The 17,444-nt window shown below is 62.6% G+C and carries 14 protein-coding genes; 11 read left to right on the top strand and 3 right to left on the bottom strand.

Annotated elements, in window-relative coordinates; translation table 11 throughout:
* Positions 1–111 precede the first annotated feature (111 nt).
* The 5 genes from H7C19_RS10255 (at position 112) to H7C19_RS10235 (ending at position 7,249) form a co-directional block, all read left to right on the top strand.
* Complete coding sequence (locus tag H7C19_RS10255) at positions 112–1,008, top strand: ABC transporter permease (RefSeq protein WP_185142559.1); 897 nt, start codon at positions 112–114, stop codon at positions 1,006–1,008.
* A gap of 12 nt (positions 1,009–1,020) precedes the next feature.
* Entirely contained in the window at positions 1,021–1,899 is an 879-nt protein-coding gene (locus tag H7C19_RS10250) for a carbohydrate ABC transporter permease (RefSeq protein WP_185142558.1), read from the top strand.
* A 220-nt stretch (positions 1,900–2,119) separates the two neighbouring features.
* Positions 2,120–3,220, top strand: coding sequence for a glycoside hydrolase family 53 protein (locus tag H7C19_RS10245; RefSeq protein WP_185142557.1), 1,101 nt, complete (start codon positions 2,120–2,122; stop codon positions 3,218–3,220).
* 243 nt (positions 3,221–3,463) lie between these two features.
* Positions 3,464–5,629 (top strand): beta-galactosidase, encoded by a 2,166-nt coding sequence (locus tag H7C19_RS10240; RefSeq protein WP_185142556.1) that lies wholly within the window; start codon positions 3,464–3,466, stop codon positions 5,627–5,629.
* Between the two features lie 612 nt (positions 5,630–6,241).
* Positions 6,242–7,249, top strand: a complete 1,008-nt coding sequence (locus tag H7C19_RS10235; protein ID WP_376775348.1) for a glycoside hydrolase family 53 protein — start codon at positions 6,242–6,244, stop codon at positions 7,247–7,249.
* Between the two features lie 177 nt (positions 7,250–7,426).
* Here the strand turns inward: H7C19_RS10235 and H7C19_RS10230 are convergent, their stop codons facing one another.
* Complete coding sequence (locus H7C19_RS10230; protein ID WP_185142554.1) at positions 7,427–8,740, bottom strand: glutamate-1-semialdehyde 2,1-aminomutase; 1,314 nt, start codon at positions 8,738–8,740, stop codon at positions 7,427–7,429.
* A 601-nt stretch (positions 8,741–9,341) separates the two neighbouring features.
* A complete protein-coding gene (locus H7C19_RS10225) occupies positions 9,342–10,346 on the bottom strand; it encodes an LCP family protein (RefSeq protein WP_246469424.1) in 1,005 nt (334 codons plus the stop codon).
* Between the two features lie 224 nt (positions 10,347–10,570).
* Between H7C19_RS10225 and H7C19_RS10220 the strand changes: the two genes are divergently transcribed.
* Genes H7C19_RS10220 through H7C19_RS10210 form a run of 3 tightly spaced genes read left to right on the top strand, consistent with a single transcriptional unit; the run spans position 10,571 to position 13,237 of the window.
* Positions 10,571–11,647, top strand: coding sequence for an ABC transporter ATP-binding protein (locus H7C19_RS10220; RefSeq protein ID WP_185142552.1), 1,077 nt, complete (start codon positions 10,571–10,573; stop codon positions 11,645–11,647).
* On the top strand, positions 11,644–12,438 hold the full coding sequence (locus H7C19_RS10215; protein WP_185142551.1) for an ABC transporter permease: 795 nt from the start codon (positions 11,644–11,646) through the stop codon (positions 12,436–12,438). Before H7C19_RS10220 ends, H7C19_RS10215 begins: the two co-directional genes overlap by 4 nt.
* A gap of 10 nt (positions 12,439–12,448) precedes the next feature.
* Positions 12,449–13,237 (top strand): ABC transporter permease, encoded by a 789-nt coding sequence (locus tag H7C19_RS10210; protein WP_376775347.1) that lies wholly within the window; start codon positions 12,449–12,451, stop codon positions 13,235–13,237.
* A 43-nt stretch (positions 13,238–13,280) separates the two neighbouring features.
* On the opposite strand, the gene H7C19_RS34250 is transcribed toward H7C19_RS10210, so the two are convergent.
* Positions 13,281–13,568, bottom strand: a complete 288-nt coding sequence (locus H7C19_RS34250) for a hypothetical protein (RefSeq protein ID WP_221469161.1) — start codon at positions 13,566–13,568, stop codon at positions 13,281–13,283.
* Position 13,569: 1 nt separating this feature from the next.
* Between H7C19_RS34250 and H7C19_RS10205 the strand changes: the two genes are divergently transcribed.
* The 3 genes from H7C19_RS10205 to guaA all read left to right on the top strand — a co-directional run bounded on the left by H7C19_RS10205 (position 13,570) and on the right by guaA (position 17,278).
* Positions 13,570–14,040 carry a peroxiredoxin gene (locus H7C19_RS10205; RefSeq protein WP_185142549.1) on the top strand — a complete coding sequence of 157 codons (471 nt, stop codon included), beginning with the start codon at positions 13,570–13,572 and terminating at the stop codon, positions 14,038–14,040.
* Between the two features lie 109 nt (positions 14,041–14,149).
* Positions 14,150–15,655 (top strand): polysaccharide deacetylase family protein, encoded by a 1,506-nt coding sequence (locus tag H7C19_RS10200; RefSeq protein ID WP_221469160.1) that lies wholly within the window; start codon positions 14,150–14,152, stop codon positions 15,653–15,655.
* Between the two features lie 102 nt (positions 15,656–15,757).
* Entirely contained in the window at positions 15,758–17,278 is a 1,521-nt protein-coding gene (gene guaA, locus H7C19_RS10195) for a glutamine-hydrolyzing GMP synthase (RefSeq protein ID WP_185142573.1), read from the top strand.
* The last annotated feature ends 166 nt before the right edge of the window (positions 17,279–17,444 follow it).

Genomic DNA, 17,444 nt, shown 5'->3' with positions numbered 1-17,444 from the left:
CCCGACGTCCGAAAAGAGGTTGCGATAATGCCATCAATGTTGGCTTTGCCCGCTACTTCGCGCCTTGGCCGGTTGCTATAATCGCCCTATACCGTTCGAGGAGGCCTCATCATGCGTTATTTGAAACGAACCTGGCCCTTCCATCTGATGCTCCTGCCGGCGCTCGTCTTCCTGATCGTATTCAATTACGTGCCGATGGGCGGCATCGTCATGGCCTTCCAGGACTATAAGCCGTGGCTTCATATCAGCGGCTCGCCTTGGATCGGCTTGGACAACTTCCGGCTGCTGTTCGAGCGCGACGACAGCATGCAGGTCATCTGGAATACCTTTCTGATCGCGGTCCTGAAGATCGTGTTCAACCTGGTCACCCCGTTCGCCTTTGCGATCCTGCTGAACGAGGTTCGCCAACGGTTCCTGAGCCGCTCGATTCAGACGATGGTCTATCTGCCGCACTTTCTCTCCTGGGTCATCTTGGGCGGCATCCTGCTCGAATTCCTCTCTTCGGACGGCGGCTTCGTCAACCGGATGCTGCACGGCGCGTTCGGCATCAAGCCGATCCCCTTCCTCGGCGACGGGGACTGGTTCCGCTTCACCGTCATCGTGTCGGAGGTGTGGAAGGAGTTCGGGTACGGCACGATCGTCTTCCTGGCCGCGCTGGCCGGCATCAACCCGTCGCTCTACGAGGCGGCGGAGATGGACGGCGCGAGCCGCTGGAAGCAGACGCTGCACATCACGATCCCGTCGCTGATCCCGATTGCGGTCGTCGTCGGCACGCTCGCCCTCGGCAACATCCTGAACGCGGGATTCGACCAGATCTTCAACCTCTACAATGCGCTCGTGATGGACAAGGGCGATATCATCGATACGTTCGTCTACCGCACGGCCATCAGCGACGGCCAATTCGGCTTTGCCACCGCGGTCGGACTGTTCAAGTCGGTCATCAGCATGGTTCTGATCGTCATCTCGTACCGGCTCGCCTACAAGTGGGCGAACTATCGCGTGTTCTAAGGGGGCTGCGGCATGTATCACAAGACCGTTCCATATCGAATCTTCAACGTCTTCAACGTCATCATCCTGCTGCTGCTGGCGCTTGCCTGCGTCATTCCGCTGATTCACGTGCTCGCCGTCTCGTTTAGCGCCAAGTCGGCCGCGGACGGCAACCTGGTCGGCCTGTGGCCGGTCGACTTCACGACGATCGCCTACGCGAAGACGATCGACAACCCGGTCTTCCTCAGCTCCCTCTGGGTCGCGCTGAAGCGGACCGTACTGGGCACCGCGGCCATCCTGGCCGTCGCCTGTCTCGCCGCTTATCCGCTGTCCAAGGAGAACGCGCAGTTCGGCGGACGTTCGGTCTACTCGTGGCTGTTCGTGTTCACGATGATCTTCAACGGCGGTCTGGTTCCTTTCTACATCGTCATCCAGCGCCTGCACTTGATGGATTCGTTCTGGGTGCTCGTGCTGCCGGGCGTCGTGAACGTATGGCTCATCATCCTGCTGATGAACTTCTTCCGCGGCATCCCGAAGGAGCTGGAGGAGGCGGCGCTCATCGACGGCTGCGGCCACATCGGCATTCTGTGGCGCATCTATCTGCCCGTGTCGCTGCCCGCCCTGGCGACGCTCGGCCTGTTTGCGATGGTATGGCACTGGAACTCCTGGTTCGACGGTCTGCTGTATCTGAGCGACAAGCATATGTATCCCCTGGCCACCTATCTGCAGACGGTCATCGTCTCGCGGGATATGAGCTCGATGAGCTTCACCAAGCAGGAGTTCGACCTGCTCTCGCAGAAGACGATCAACGCGGCCCAGATCTTCATCGGCGCGCTCCCGATTCTGATCGTATACCCGTTCCTGCAGCGGTTCTTCGTCAAAGGGCTGGTCATGGGCTCGGTAAAGGAGTGAGCGGAGATGGACGATCGCGTGAATAAGGCGGAAAAAGGAGTGAACGGAAATGAACGGCCGTGTGAATAAGGCGGATAAGGAGTGAACGGAAATGAACGATCGCGTGAATATGACGGATAGAGGAGTGAACGGAGATGGACGATCGCGTGAATATGACGGATAGAGGAGTGAACGAAAATGAACGACCGTGTGAATATGACGGATAGAGGAGTGAACGGAAATGAACGACCGTGTGTATTCGGCGGAATCAGGTTCGGCAGAGTCTGAGTCCTGGCGGAAGTGCGGCTTCACCGTCGGGATGGATGTCTCGTTCCTGGACGAGGTGGAGCAGGCCGGCGGCGCGTTCTACGATTGGGAAGGCCGCAAGGCCGATCTGCTGCGGATGCTCCGGGATCACGGCACGACGGCCGTCCGCTTGCGCATCTGGCACGTTCCGCCGGGCGGCTACTGCAATCTGGAGCGGACGATCGTCATGGCGCGGCGCATCAAGTCGTTGGGGCTCCGATTCCTTCTGGACTTTCATTATTCCGACCGGTGGGCCGACCCGGCGAACCAGCACAAACCTGCGGCCTGGGCAGGGCTGGACGAAACGGCGCTTCGGGAGGCGGCGCGCGGCTATACGCGCGACGTGCTGACGGCGCTGTCGCAGCAGAACGCGGCGCCGGACATGGTGCAGATCGGCAACGAGATCACGCCGGGCATGCTCTGGGACGACGGACGGGTGGACGGAGATTTCGACACGGATACGCAGTGGGAGAAGCTGGCCGGTCTGGTACGGTCGGGCATGGACGGTGCCAAGGACGCACTGCCGGACGTGCGGATCATGATCCATATCGACCGGGGCGGAGATCTGACGGCGAGCGAGCGGTTCTTCGACCGGATCGCCGCTTGCGGGATCGCGGACTTCGATTGCATCGGCTTGTCTTACTACCCCTGGTGGCATGGCACGCTGGAGGATCTGCGGCATACGCTGGGCGGCCTGGCGAAGCGCTACGGCAAGCCGGTGAACGTCGTGGAGACGGCGTACCCGTGGACGCTGGACAAGCGGGAAGGGCTCGACTTCATCGTGCATGGCGAAGCGCAGCTGTTGGCGGGCTATCCGGCCACCGAAGAAGGACAGGCGAGCTATCTCCGCGATTTCATCCGAATCGTGCGCGAGACGGCGGGCGGCCTGGGCGACGGCTTCTACTGGTGGGAGCCGGCCTGGACGCCCGCGAAGACCGAATGGTCGGTCGGACACGGCAACAACTGGAGCAATCTGACGCTCGTGGACTTCGAAGGCCGGCCGCTGCAGGCGTTACAAGCGCTGCGAGGGCGGTGATTACCGGTTATGGCGGGGAGCACGGGCATAGGCGGGGATAGCCGATTTCGGCGGTTATCTCGGGCATTTGGAGGCTTGCGGAGGCGGAAATAGTCGATTCTGGCGGTTATCTCGGGCATTGGAGGCTTGCGGAGGCGGAGATAGTCGATTCTGGCGGTTATCTCGGGCATTTGGGGGCTTGCGGAGGCGGAACCAATCATAGTAAAAATTCGTAGAGGGCAAATGGAAAGGGGAACGATCCACATGCATCCGAAACATCCGCCGATCAGCGGCAAGCTGCCGGTCTTCATGCACGGCGCGGACTACAATCCGGATCAGTGGCAGCACGATCCGGCCGTGTTGGAAGAAGACATCCGGCTCATGAAGCTGGCCGGCTGCAACGTGATGGCCGTCGGCATCTTCGCGTGGGCGGCGCTGGAGCCGGAGGAGGGGCGGTTCGAGTTCGGCTGGCTCGATCGCGTGCTGGACCGCTTTGCCGAGGAGGGACTGTATGCCTGGCTGGCGACGCCGAGCGGCGCCCGCCCGGCCTGGATGTCGGAGCGGTATCCGGAGGTGCTGCGCGTCGGCGCGAACCGGGTGCGCAATCTGCACGGGCACCGGCACAACCATTGCTATACGTCCCCGGCGTACCGGGAGAAGACGGCGATCCTGAACGCGAAGCTCGCCGAGCGGTATGCGCACCATCCGGCGGTCGTCGGCTGGCATCTCTCCAACGAGTACGGCGGCGATTGCCATTGCCCGCTGTGCCAGGAGGCGTTCCGCGAGTGGCTGCAGCGGCGGTACGGCACGCTGGACGCGCTGAACGCGGCTTGGTGGACGAGCTTCTGGGCGCATACGTACACTAGCTGGTCCCAGATCGAATCGCCGGCCCCGCACGGCGAGACGATGGTGCACGCCCACAATCTCGACTGGCGGCGGTACGTCACCGATCGGACGGCGGACTTCTGCAGTCATGAGATCGCGTCCGTAAGGCCGTTCAATCCCGAGCTGCCGGTGACGACGAACATGATGGATTGGTACGACGGATTGGACTACCGCCGGTTCGCCGGCCTGCTCGACGTCATCTCCTGGGACGCGTACCCGACCTGGCACGATGCCGCGGACGACAGCCGGACGGCGGCCTGGTTCGCGTTCAACCACGACCTGTTCCGCTCGCTGAAGGACAAGCCGTTCATGCTGATGGAGAGCACGCCCAGCCTGACCAACTGGCAGCCGGTGAGCAAGCTGAAGAAGCCGGGCATGCACCGGCTGTCCTCGCTGCAGGCCGTCGCGCACGGCGCGGATACGGTGCAGTACTTCCAGTGGCGCAAGAGCCGGGGTTCCAGCGAGAAGCTGCACGGCGCGGTCGTCGATCACGTCGGCCACGAGCATACCCGCGTCTTCCGCGACGTGGCGGAGCTGGGCGGCACGCTAGCGGCGCTGCGGGACGTCGTCGGCACTACGACGCCCGCGCGCGCGGCGATCCTGACCGATTGGGACAACCGCTGGGCGGTCCGGGACGCGCAGGGCCCGCGCAACTGCGGCGTCCATTACGAGGACACGGTGATGGACCATTACAGGGCGCTCTGGTCGCTCGGCATCCCGGTCGACGTCATCGGCTCCGAGGAGCAGCGCGATCTCGGCCGGTACGCCCTGATCGTCGCGCCGATGCTCTACCTGTGCCGGGAAGAGACGGGGGTGCGATTGGAGCGGTACGTATCGGATGGCGGCGTCCTCGTGTCGACCTACTGGTCCGGCATCGTGGACGAGCGCGATCTTTGCTACCTCGGCGGCTTTCCCGGACCGCTGCGGCGTACGCTCGGCATCTGGGCCGAGGAGATCGACGCCCTGTATGACGGCGAGATCAACGGCCTGGTGCCGGCGGGCGCTAAAGGCGGTCGCTCAGAGCAGGGCCGCGCGGCGGCCGAGGCTTGCGGCAACGGGAGCGGCGGTACGGCGCACGGTGACGTCGCGCGCGGCGGTCAGCTCCGTCTGAGCCGCGAGTACGACGCGCGGGAGCTGTGCGAGCTGGTACATCTGGAGGGCGCCGAAGCGCTGGCGGTCTACCGCAGCGACTTCTATGCGGGACGGCCGGCGCTCACGGTGAATCGGCTTGGCGCGGGCAGCGCGTATTATCTGGCGACGCGGGCGGAGCCGACGTTCTATGGGGACTTCTACGGACAGCTCTCGCGGAAGCTTCGCATCCCCCGGGCGCTGGACGCCGAATTGCCGGCGGGCGTCACGGCGCAAGTGCGCACCGACGGCGCGACGGACTACGTGTTCGTGCTGAACTTCAGCGGCAGCGGGCAGACCGTACCGCTGGACGGCCGCGCATATGCGGACGCGGAGAGCGGCGAGCCGCTGGACGCCGCAGAGCTGACGCTGCCTGCGAACGGTTCGCGGGTGCTGCGGAGAGCGGCGGAGGGATAAGGCCGGCCGCTGACCGGAACGGAACGGGCAGGTCTCAGCAGTCAGGCACAGACTAACGTTGACTTGGGCAGGTCTGGGCGGTCTAAGTAGGTCTGGGCAGTTCTGGGCAGTCTGGGCGGTCTGGGCGGTCTGGACAGACATGTACCATGCCCCGGGCAGGTCGGGGCAGCCAGGCATAGGCCGAGACAAGGTGGGGCAGGATGGGCGGCGCTTCGTCCACCCGGGCCCAAGCGGCGGCCGCGGTATATCGACTCTATCGATTGGACGAAGCTTATTAAGCGCGGTCCAGCGACTGCCGGCGAGTTTGCCGGCAGTCTTTTCTTTTCCGGGCGCCACGGGCCAGGAAAGCTTCCGCTCGAATTCGCCAACCGTCTCAAGCGATCTCCATCGAAGCATCCCGCCAACGCTCGCATCCGTCTGCCGAGAAGGGAGCCGTTTCGGCCGCTTTTCGCCGTCTCTTTTCAAAACATTCGATTTGTTGCCATCCTATCCTGTATCCACGCATCCAGAGCGCTTACGATAGGCCTTGAGGGGCGTTGCTTCTCCATCCGACTAACGGGAGGAATGATGAGGATGCTTCGAAAAACGGTGATCGGCGTTCTGTCCGCCCTGATGCTGGCCGCGCTGCTGCTCGCAGGCGCCGCGTCGCAGCCGCGCAAGGCCGAGGCGGCGCCGACGTTCGCCAAGGGAGCGGATATCAGCTGGGTGGCGGGCATGGAGGCCCAGGGCAACAAGTGGAAGGACAAGAACGGCGTGCAGCGGGATATTTTAGATATTCTCAAAAACGACTACCAGATCAACTCGGCGCGAATTCGCGTATGGGTCAACCCGTCCGGCAGCTATACGAACGGCTATCTGAACAAGGAGCGCGCCGCCGCGCTGGCGAAGCGCGCCAAAGCCGCGGGGATGAGCGTCATGCTGACGCTGCACTACAGCGATTCTTGGGCGGATCCCGGCCAACAGACCAAGCCGGCGGCCTGGGCGGGGTACACCTTCCAGCAGCTGATGGACGCGGTATGGAATTGGACGCGGGAGGTCATGACGACGATGCAGGCCAACGGCGTGACGCCGGATTGGGTGCAGATCGGCAACGAGACGAACAACGGGATGCTGTGGAATGACGGCAAAGCCTCGCTCAGCATGCAGAATTACGCGTGGCTGGTCAATACCGGCAACAACGCGGTAAAGTCGATCAGCAGCGGCACGAAGACGATCGTGCATCTGGCCAACGGTTACGACAACGCCGTATTCGTCTGGAATATCGGCGGTCTCATCGCGAATGGCGCGACCTTCGACATGATCGGGATGTCGCTCTACCCAAGCGCATCCGACTGGTCGTCCAAGGTGACGCAGACCATCAGCAACGCGAACGACATGATCGCCCGGTACGGCAAGCCGATCATGGTCACCGAGATCGGGATGGACTACAATCAGCCCGCGGCGGCCAAGAGCTTCGTAGCCGATATCAAGACGAAGATTCGCAATCTATCGGGCGGCAAGGGCGCGGGCGTGTTCTACTGGGAGCCGGAGGCGACGCCAGGCTATAACGGCGGCTACAACAAAGGCGCTTGGCAGGCCGATATGAAGCCGACCGTCGCGCTGGAAGGCTTCTTGAATTAACGAAATCGCGAAGAACCCCCTCCGCATCCGCTTGGATCGGGAGGGGGTTCTTCGCGATGGAGCAACTACCGCCGGTCTCTCGGCAGAGAGGCGTCGGGGACAACCGCGGAGCGGACTTTGCGCGCGCCCAGCGAATGCAGGTGACGCAATCCTAACTTCGCATGCTGCCCGCCTTCGCTATCGGATCGCTTTGAAGCTGGCGTCCGCCGCTTCCAGCGTGGCGTCGATGTCCGCGTCCGTATGCGCGGTGGTGAGGAACCAGGCTTCGTACTTGGACGGCGCCAGGTAGATGCCGCGCTCCAGCATTTCGCGGAAGAAGCGCGCGAACCGCTCGCCGTCCGTATCCTGCGCTTCGTCGTAGTTCGTCACCGGATGGTCGCAGAAATGGGTCGACAGCGCGCCGCCGATGCGGTTGATCGTGAGCGGGACGCCGTGCCGGTCGGCCGACGACCGGAGTCCGTCCGCGAGGCGGATCGCCAGCGCCTCCATGCGCGCATAGACGCCGGGCTCGCGCAGCACGTCGAGGCAGGCGAGGCCCGCCGCGATGGACGCCGGGTTGCCCGCCATCGTGCCCGCCTGGTAGGCGGGCCCCAGCGGCGCGACTTGCGCCATCACCTCGCGCCGTCCGCCGTAGGCGCCGATCGGCAGGCCGCCGCCGATGATCTTGCCGAGCGCGGTGAGGTCCGGCTCGATCGCCGCGAAGTCGGCGAAGGCCGCGGCGTACGTCTGCGTCGTGCCGTAGTGGAACCGGAACGCCGTGATGACCTCGTCATAGATGACGAGGGCGCCGGCGGCGCGGGCCATCCGGCATACCTCCTCGAGGAAGCCGGGCTTCGGCATGACCATGCCGAAGTTGCCGACGATCGGTTCGATCATGACCGCGGCCACGTCGTCGCCCCAGCGCTCGAGCGCGAGCTTCAATCCGTCCGTGTCGTTGAACGGCACGGTGATGACCTCGCTCGCGATGCTGACCGGAATGCCCGCGCTGTCGGGGATGCCGAGCGTGGACGGGCCGGAGCCCGCCGCGACGAGCACGAGGTCGGAGTGGCCGTGGTAGCACCCGGCGAACTTCACGATCTTGTTGCGGCCGGTCGCGGCCCGGGCGACGCGGATCGTCGTCATGACGGCCTCCGTGCCGGAGTTGACGAAGCGGACCTTGTCCATCGACGGGATCGCTTCCTTCAGCCGCTGCGCGAGCGCGACCTCGCCTTCGGTCGGCGTCCCGTAGAGCGTGCCGTTCTGCGCGGCCCGCACGATCGCTTCCGTCACGTGCGGATGGGCATGCCCGGTGATGATCGGGCCGAACGCGGCCAGATAGTCGAGGTAGCGGTTGCCGTCCACGTCCCAGAAGTAGGCGCCTTCGGCGCGCTTCATGAAGACCGGGGCGCCGCCGCCCACCGCCTTGAACGAGCGGGAGGGGCTGTTGACCCCGCCGACGATATGCTGTTGCGCGGCTTTGTACAGCCGTGCCGATTCGGTTCTTGCGTTCATATTTTATATCCTCCTAGGAATGACGATCTTCGTTCCGCAAGGCGGAATCGGGGGATGCTCGGCTTAGGATCGCGTATCGAGTTGCTGGAGCTCGGCAAGCAGGTCGGGAGCTGTTGGGTCTCGGATAGCGAAACGGGAAATTCTCGGATTAGGATGCGTATCGAGTTAATGGGGCACTGATAGCGAGATGAGTTGTGGGGTCTCGGATAGCGAAACGGGGAATGCTCGGATTTGGATCGCGTATCGAGAGTTACTGGGTCGGATCGCGTATCGAGAGTTGCTGGGTCGGATCACGAATCGGGAGTTGTCCATAATCCAATAAGCTGTGCAGAGGTGCATTCGCCCGGCCCAACCAGTCCTCACCAATCCGTCTGCAGCGCCCGGCCCACCCAGTCCTCACCAATCCGTGTGCTGCGCTAGTCTATCCGCTCGATCACTCGGCTGCCCAAGCTATCGCCAATCCGTCTGCAGCGCCGGACCCATCCCGTCAGTCCCCAGCCATCTCCAACCGCCCGCCGCGATCGGCTATCCCGTTCGCACCAATCGCCCCAAAAGAAAAACCGCCGTCTGTCGTCCAGACGGCAGTCCTGTGCGCCTCCCCTTAGGGCGAGGGGGAAGGCGATGCGGAACCGGAAGGCGAGGCAGCCGCTTCCGTCTTGTCCTGGCTCAGCACTTCCTGTACGTAATCCTTCAGCTTGTCTTCGCTGCTGACGGCCAATACGGAGGAGCCGCCGACATCCTTGTCCGCGAGCAGGTCCATCGGAGGCAGCTGCGCGGAGCCCGCTTGATGCGACTTGTACCCGAGGCTGGCGAGCTTCCACATGTCGTCGACGGACATGTTCGTCTCGATGTACGGATTGACCTTGTTCAAGATCTCCGGAAGCTTCAGGATGTTCCAGCCGGACTGCAGCTTGTCGGCGACGGCCCCGAGGAAGGCGCGCTGGCGTTCCGTCCGGGTGAAGTCGCTCATCGCGTCATGGCGGAAACGCACGTACTGGAGCGCGTGGTCTCCGTCCAGATGCTGCTGGCCCTTCTTCAAGTCGATGTCGAACATGTGCTTGTCGGCCTTGGACGTGTAGTGCATATCCTTTTCCACGTAGAAGTCGACGCCGCCGATCGCATCGACCAGCTTAATGAACCCTTGGAAGTCCGCGTAAACGTAATATTGGATATCGAGTCCGGTCAGATCGCCGATCGTCTTCATCGCCAGGTTCGGACCGCCGAGCGACAGCGCGGCATTGATGCGGTTGGAGCCATGTTTCGGAATCTTCACGTAGGTGTCGCGGAGAATCGAGAACAGATGCACCTTCTTGGTGGCCGGATCGAACGAAGCGACCAGCATGGAGTCGGACCGCGCCGTCTCGCCTTCCTCCAGGCCGCGGTTGTCGCCGCCCATGAGGAGCACGTTGACGCGCTCGGTGCCGGTCCATTCGGGCGGCTTCTCCTCCGGCTTCTCTTCGAATTGGCCGAAGCGTGATTCATCCTTCGGCTTCTGCAGGTTCTCCAAACCTTGATACCCGCTGTAAACGTACCAAACGCCGTATCCGATCGCGATGACGAGCACGGCCAAGACGCTGAAGAGCGTCCATTTCCATTTTTTCCGCATCTTTTTCCGCATCCCTGTGGTTCCCTTCGTTTACGCAGGTGTAGTTGTCCTGTAAGATAACATAATACGAGTAAAAACGGCACCGCCAATTTCTGCGAATGGCGCGTCGCTCTTAGGCGAGCGCGTTCAGATAGGAATAAATATCAACTTTATTCGTTCCGAATGTTAAAATTATAAAGTTTTTAGGCGATTAGAATCAAGTTTCGTCGAAAATGGAGGGAACTATGCTAGCGATCGACGTCAGACAACTGCGCAAGCAATTCAACGTACAGAAAAACCGCGAAGGCCTGAAGGGCGCAATGCTCGACCTGTTCAAGCGCGAGCACACCCAGGTGACCGCGGTGAAGGATATCAGCTTCCAGATTCCGCAAGGCGAGATCTGCGGCTACATCGGCGAGAACGGAGCCGGCAAGTCGACGACGATCAAGATGCTGACCGGCATCCTCGTCCCCACGTCCGGACATATCGAGGTCAACGGCTACGTCCCCTTCAGGGACCGGGAGAAATTCGTGCAGGGCATCGGCGTCGTCTTCGGGCAGCGCAGCCAGCTCTGGTGGGACATCGGCGTCATCGAATCGTTCCGGCTGCTGCGCAAGGTATACCGCGTGAGCGAAGACGACTTCAAGCGGCGGCTGGACGAACTCGTAGAGACGCTCACGCTGGGCGAGCTGCTGAACCGCCCGGTGCGCAAGCTGAGCCTCGGGCAGCGGATGCGCTGCGAGCTGGCGGCCGCGCTGCTGCACAATCCGTCGATCCTGTTCCTGGACGAGCCGACGATCGGCCTCGACGTCGTCGTCAAGACGGAGATCCGCGAGTTCCTGAAGCGGCTCAACCGCGAACACGGCACGACGATCCTGCTCACGACGCACGACCTGCAGGACATCGAGGCGCTCTGCTCGCGCGTCATCATGCTCGACGACGGCCGCATCATCTACGACGGCGGCCTGGAGGAGCTGAAGGCGCGGTGGGGCAAAGGACGCGAGGTGCAGTTCCAGTTCAACGATCCGATCGCGATCGAGCGGCTCGCCTTCCTGACCGGCGGCTTGGACGTCCGCTGGAGCAAGGAGAACGAACTCACCGCGAAGGTGTGGATCCCGCTCGAGATCAACGTGTCGGACGTATTGTCGCGGGTCGTCGGCACGACGGACATTAGCGACATTAAGATTTTCGAGACGAGCACCGAAGAGATCGTAAGGGAGATCTACCGGACGGGCAGCGCGGAGACGGCGGCCGACCGGATCGCCGATCCCGTCCGAGACGAGGAAGCGCCCACCGCACAGGCGGAGGCGGTTCGATCGTGATTAGCGCTTACTTGGAATTCATCCGCATCCGGTTTCTCATGATGCTCGCTTACCGCGTCAATTATTACAGCGGCATCATTATTTATGCCATTAACATCGGCGCTTATTACTTCATGTGGAAAGCCATCTACGGCGAAGCGGAGACGCTCGCCGGCTTCACGGTCATCCAGATGACGACGTACGTGGCCGTCTCTTGGATGGCGCGTGCGTTCTACTTCAACAACCTCGACCGGGAGATCTCGAACGACATCCGCGACGGCAGCGTGGCGGTGCAGATGACGCGGCCTTATTCCTATCTCATGGTCAAGATGATGCAGGGCTTCGGCGAAGGGCTGTTCCGCCTGCTGCTGTTCATGGTGCCGGGGATGGTCATCGTGACGCTGATCTTCCCGGTGACGCTGCCGACCGATCCGGTCCGCTGGATCATTTTCTTCGTCATGATCTGGTTCAGCTTCCTGATCAACTCGCAGCTCAACATCCTGACCGGGCTGTTCGCGTTCTTCGTGGAGAACAACGAAGGACTGATGCGGATGAAGCGGGTGACGGTCGACCTGCTCTCCGGCGTCGTCGTGCCGATCGCGTTTTTCCCCGAATGGGCGCGCATCGTGCTCCAGTGGCTGCCGTTCCAGGCGATCACGTACTTGCCGGGTTCCGTGTTCACGGGCCGGCTGAACGGCGCCGAGACGTGGAACGCGCTGCTGGTGCAGGTCGTCTGGTTCGCGGTGCTGATCTTGCCGATTCTGGCGATGTGGCGGGCCGCGCGTCAACGGCTGTTCGTGCAGGGGGGTTAAGCGCATGCGCATGAGATATACATTCGAGCTGTTCCGAGAGTACTTGGGCAACTACATCAAGACCAAGCTGACTTACCGCGCCGACTTCTGGGTCGAAGTCGTCAGCGATCTGATGTTCTCGCTCATGAATCTGATCTTCATCTTCATCGTGTTCCAGCATACGCCTTCGCTGGGCGATTGGAGCGAAGCGGAGGTCGTGTTCGTCTACGGTTACTTCATGATCGCCCAAGGGGTGTTCAGCTGCTTCACCAATCTGTGGAACTTCGGCGACCGCTATATCATCAAGGGCGAGATGGACCGCGTGCTGACGCGGCCGGCGCACTCGCTCGCGCAAGTGATGCTGGAGAACGTCGATCCGCCCTCCCTCATCGGCTCCCTCGTGGGACTGGGCATTATGGGGGCCGCATGGGCCAAGCTGGGCTTGACGTTCAATTGGTACGATCCGATCGTGCTGATCGTCATGGTGATCGGTTCGGTGCTCATCTATACGGGGCTGTACACGACGTTGGCGGCCATCTCGTTCTACTCCGATTCGCCCACCGGCATCATTCCGCTCATGTACAACATCCAGAGCTACGGGCGCTATCCGATTCAGATCTACAACAAAGGCATCCGCTTCTTGCTCACCTGGGTGCTGCCGTTCGCGTTCGTCGGCGTCTATCCGGCTTCGTTCTTCCTGGAGCGCCACGCGGACCGCACGATGGCCTGGCTGACGCCGGTCGTCGGCCTGATCGTCGGCGCGATCGGCTTGATCGTATGGAACCGCGGCGTCAAGCGATACCGCGGCGCGGGTTCGTAACCGAAGTCGTCATCGCCTTCGGAGAAGCTGCCGATTAACGGCATCAAAGGCCAGGATACGCCGCCCGCCGCGTCATCCCGTCGCTTCCTGGCGGCAAGCGCTCATCGCGCGACCGGATTCGCCAGCCTTGCCGGAGGATGGCGAATCCGTTTTGCTTTTCCCGGGAAATAACGGCAAAAATTGCCTCGCCCGCATCCCGCGCCGACGGCTTGCGCCAAATGAAGCCAACGAATGCCGGATGCGCCCGCTTGCGGCGCGCCGCCTTTGCTCCGCGGTTCGACTCGTGGTACGCTGATGGCATATCAGCAAGCGAATTCGAAGGAGCAGACATCATGCAGCCAACCTTAACGATCGGCGGCGCCGCGCCGGACTTCGAGGCGCTCGCCTCGAACGACGAGACCGTCGCCTTAAGCCGATACCGCGGCCGCAAGGTCATTCTCTACTTTTACCCGCAGGACGACACGCCGACCTGCACGCAGGAGACCTGCGACTTCCGCGACGCGGCGCCGGCGTTCGACGCGGTTGACGCCGTCGTGCTCGGCATCAGTCCGGACGATCTGAAGTCCCATCGCAAGTTCGCCGACAAATTCGGCTTGCCGTTCCTCCTGCTGTCGGATCCCGACCATGCGATCGCGGAAAAGTACGGCGTCTGGCAGATGAAGAAGCTGTACGGACGCGAGTACATGGGCATCGTCCGTTCGACATTCCTGATCGACGAGACCGGGAACCTGCTGCGCGAATGGCGGAACGTGCGGGTAAAGGGGCACATCGCGAAAGTATTGGAGGCGGCGGAAGGGCGCTAAATTTAGCTGGTCGGCGCCAATCGGAATCTCTTATAATGTCGTCATATGGACGGATAGACTCCCATATATTCTAATTATTGATAGGTTCACGGATATGGGAGGCGCGCAGATGAGAGAGCGGTCGCAAGGGAAGAACGGCACCCCACGGCAGGACATCCATAGAAGCAAAAGACGCACGGCCGCGATCCTCTTGGGGCTATTCGCGTTCGTCGTAGACGGCGGCATCGTCGGCGCGCCCGGCGTCGCGGGGGCGGCCCCTGCTTCCGCCGAATCGGCGATCGCGACGCCGGAGCCGTCGCAGGCTGGACGCGAGGAAGCGCCGACCGCGGCCGATCCGAATGGGGCGGGCACGGGCGGCGGCGCTTCACAGGCGGTCAATGCCCCGGCCGCGACGCCGAATCCGGCATCGTCGCCAGCGCCGGCATCGGCCCCGAAGCCGTCTCCGGCACCAACGGCCACGCCAACGAACTTGCCTGCGCCAACGCCGTCTCCGGTACCGCAAACCCAGAAGAAAACGGTCCCGACCGTCTATCTGACTTTCGACGACGGCCCGAGCGCATTGACGGATCAAGTGCTCGCCATCTTAAAGAAGGAGAAGATCCAGGCCACGTTCTTCGTCCTGGGCGCCGAAGTCAAAGCGCATCCGGACAAGCTTCGCGCCATCGCGCAGGCGGGACATGCGATCGGGAATCATACGTATAACCATGTATACAAAGACCTGTACGGCAGCTTCCGCAATTTCGCCACCCAAGTGGTGAAGACGGAGAAGATCATCGAGGACACGGCCGGCGTGAAGACGCGGCTGCTGCGCGCCCCGGGAGGGACCTTCGGCAACTTCGACCGCCTCTACTTCGATTCGCTGCAGGAAGCGGGCTACGTCGTCTTCGACTGGAACGTCGACAGCGGCGACGCGAGGCGCAAGAACGTGCCGGCGTCCGAGATCGCGGCCAACGTGAAGGGAACCAAGCTCAAGAACGAGATGATCGTCCTGATGCACGACGGCAAAGGCCACGAGGAGTCGGTCAAGGCGCTCCCCGCGGTCATCGCCTTCTACAAGAAGCACGGCTACGCGTTCGGCACGCTGTCGGACAAGATGACGCCTACCCAGTTTCGATTGGCCAGTTCGGTGAAATGGAGCCGCCAGGATCCTTCGCTGGAGACGGCGGTCGCCTGGCTCGGCGGAACGGGCGCGGCCGTACCCGCGGTCGAGGCGACGGAGCGTGCGGCGGAGGCGGGGGACGACGGCGCCGCGAAGGCGTGGCTCGCCGCGTGGAAAATGCTGCCGTCCGATCTGGTCCGCATCGGCGATACCGCCTACGTCCCTCTGCGGCTCTGGGCGGCCAGGTCGGACGGCGAAGCGGCCTGGGACGCGGCGTCCGAGGAAGCGACGTTCGCGGCGGGAGGGCGCACGCTGACGCTGTCTCCCTCGACCGGAACGCTGAAGGCCGCGGACGCCGACGGCGCGGAGAGCGAGTGGCGCGTATCGGTGGCCGAACGGAACGGCGGCGTGCTCATCCCGCTGGATGCGCTGCGCAAGGCGCTCGCGGACGCCGCTCCCGACGGCCGCGTTGCCTTGACGCTGTCGGAGGGGCGAAGCTATAATGACAACAATTGATTTGCTTGTACACAGCGAAACGTTCAATCGGCCGGCATCGCCGCGATTCCCGTTAGCAACCTAGGAGGCTCGGTTCACACAGTGAATAATCATGCGCATGAAATGATCGTCGTCCTCGACTTCGGCGGCCAGTACAACCAGCTCATCGCCCGTCGGATTCGCGATCTTGGCGTTTACAGCGAATTGCTCCCCTTCAATACACCGGCGGAGAAGATCCGCCAGCTGCAGCCGAAGGGCATCGTCTTCTCCGGCGGACCCGCCAGCGTCTACGCCGAAGGGGCGCCTGCCGTCGATCCGGCCGTCTTCGATCTCGGCGTGCCGATCTTGGGCATCTGCTACGGCATGCAGCTGATCACGCATCAGCAGGGCGGCAAGGTGGAACCTGCGCACAAGCGGGAATACGGCAAGTCCGACGTGGACTTCGTCACGGGCAGCGAGCTGGTTCACGGCCTGGAGACCCGTCAGACCGTATGGATGAGCCATGGCGACCACGTGACCGAGCTGCCGGCCGGCTTCCGGGTCGACGCGAGCACGCCGCATGCGCCGGTCGCGGCGATGAGCCATCCCGAGCGTCGTCTGTACGCGGTACAATTCCATCCCGAAGTGCGTCATTCCGTCTACGGGAACGAGATGATCCGCAACTTCCTGTACCGCATTTGCGATTGCAAAGGCGACTGGAGCATGGAATCGTTCATTGAAGACACGATCGCCGACATCCGCCGCGAAGTGGGCGACCAGAAGGTGCTGTGCGCGCTGTCCGGCGGCGTCGATTCGTCCGTCGTCGCCGCGCTTATCCATCGCGCGATCGGCGACCAGTTGACCTGCATGTTCATCGACCACGGCTTGCTGCGCAAAGGCGAGGCCGAGAGCGTCATGGACACGTTCGTCGGCAAGTTCGAGATGAACGTCGTGAAGATCGACGCCAGCGAGCGCTTCCTCGGCGGCTTGCGCGGGGTGGAAGACCCGGAGAAGAAGCGCAAGATCATCGGAACCGAGTTCATCCGCGTGTTCGAAGAGGAATCCGCCAAGTTCGACGACTTCGCGTTCCTCGCCCAAGGCACGCTCTACACGGATATCGTCGAGAGCGGTACGGCGACGGCGCAGACGATCAAGTCGCATCACAACGTAGGCGGCCTGCCGGAGGACATGAAGTTCAAGCTGATCGAACCGCTGAAGGCGCTGTTCAAGGACGAGGTGCGCAAGGTCGGCTCCGAGCTGGGGCTGCCGGACGCGATCGTCTGGCGCCAGCCGTTCCCGGGTCCGGGGCTCGCGATCCGCGTGCTCGGCGAAGTGACCGAGGACAAGCTCGAGATCGTCCGCGAGTCCGACGCGATCCTCCGCGACGAGATCGCGAAGGCGGGGCTCGACCGCGAGATCTGGCAGTACTTCACCGCGCTGCCGGGCATGAAGAGCGTCGGCGTCATGGGCGACGGCCGCACGTATTCGTACACGGTCGGCATCCGCGCCGTCACTTCCATCGACGGCATGACCGCCGACTGGGCGCGCATCCCGTGGGACGTGCTGGAGAAGATCTCCGTGCGGATCGTCAACGAGGTGCAGAACGTCAACCGCATCGTCTACGACATCACCTCCAAGCCGCCGGCCACGATCGAGTGGGAATAACATCGCGATCTGCCGGCGTCTCGGACCCGGCAGCGGATCGGCAGCCTCCAGGCCTTTTGGGCTTGGAGGTTTTTTTTATGAAAACGGGGCTTGGCCATTATCGCTTTCAGGGCTTACACACCTAATAATCGTAGGGTATATTCGTCTTCGGTTGGGCAAAGGTCGC

The organism is Cohnella nanjingensis, assembly GCF_014212125.1.
In the GTDB taxonomy this organism is placed as follows: domain Bacteria; phylum Bacillota; class Bacilli; order Paenibacillales; family Paenibacillaceae; genus Cohnella; species Cohnella nanjingensis.
The sequence above is the reverse complement of the archived record's forward strand: the minus strand, read 5'-3'. Positions and strand labels throughout refer to the sequence as shown.

Bases quoted from the DNA above. Each gene is read 5' to 3' on its own strand.
- H7C19_RS10255 (WP_185142559.1), top strand. From the start codon at position 112: ATGCGTTATTTGAAACGAACCTGGCCCTTCCATCTGATGCTCCTGCCG.
- H7C19_RS10250 (WP_185142558.1), top strand. From the start codon at position 1,021: ATGTATCACAAGACCGTTCCATATCGAATCTTCAACGTCTTCAACGTC.
- H7C19_RS10245 (WP_185142557.1), top strand. From the start codon at position 2,120: ATGAACGACCGTGTGTATTCGGCGGAATCAGGTTCGGCAGAGTCTGAG.
- H7C19_RS10240 (WP_185142556.1), top strand. From the start codon at position 3,464: ATGCATCCGAAACATCCGCCGATCAGCGGCAAGCTGCCGGTCTTCATG.
- H7C19_RS10235 (WP_376775348.1), top strand. From the start codon at position 6,242: ATGCTGGCCGCGCTGCTGCTCGCAGGCGCCGCGTCGCAGCCGCGCAAG.
- H7C19_RS10230 (WP_185142554.1), bottom strand. From the start codon at position 8,740: ATGAACGCAAGAACCGAATCGGCACGGCTGTACAAAGCCGCGCAACAG.
- H7C19_RS10225 (WP_246469424.1), bottom strand. From the start codon at position 10,346: ATGCGGAAAAAATGGAAATGGACGCTCTTCAGCGTCTTGGCCGTGCTC.
- H7C19_RS10220 (WP_185142552.1), top strand. From the start codon at position 10,571: ATGCTAGCGATCGACGTCAGACAACTGCGCAAGCAATTCAACGTACAG.
- H7C19_RS10210 (WP_376775347.1), top strand. From the start codon at position 12,449: ATGAGATATACATTCGAGCTGTTCCGAGAGTACTTGGGCAACTACATC.
- H7C19_RS34250 (WP_221469161.1), bottom strand. From the start codon at position 13,568: ATGTCTGCTCCTTCGAATTCGCTTGCTGATATGCCATCAGCGTACCAC.
- H7C19_RS10205 (WP_185142549.1), top strand. From the start codon at position 13,570: ATGCAGCCAACCTTAACGATCGGCGGCGCCGCGCCGGACTTCGAGGCG.
- H7C19_RS10200 (WP_221469160.1), top strand. From the start codon at position 14,150: ATGAGAGAGCGGTCGCAAGGGAAGAACGGCACCCCACGGCAGGACATC.
- guaA (WP_185142573.1), top strand. From the start codon at position 15,758: ATGATCGTCGTCCTCGACTTCGGCGGCCAGTACAACCAGCTCATCGCC.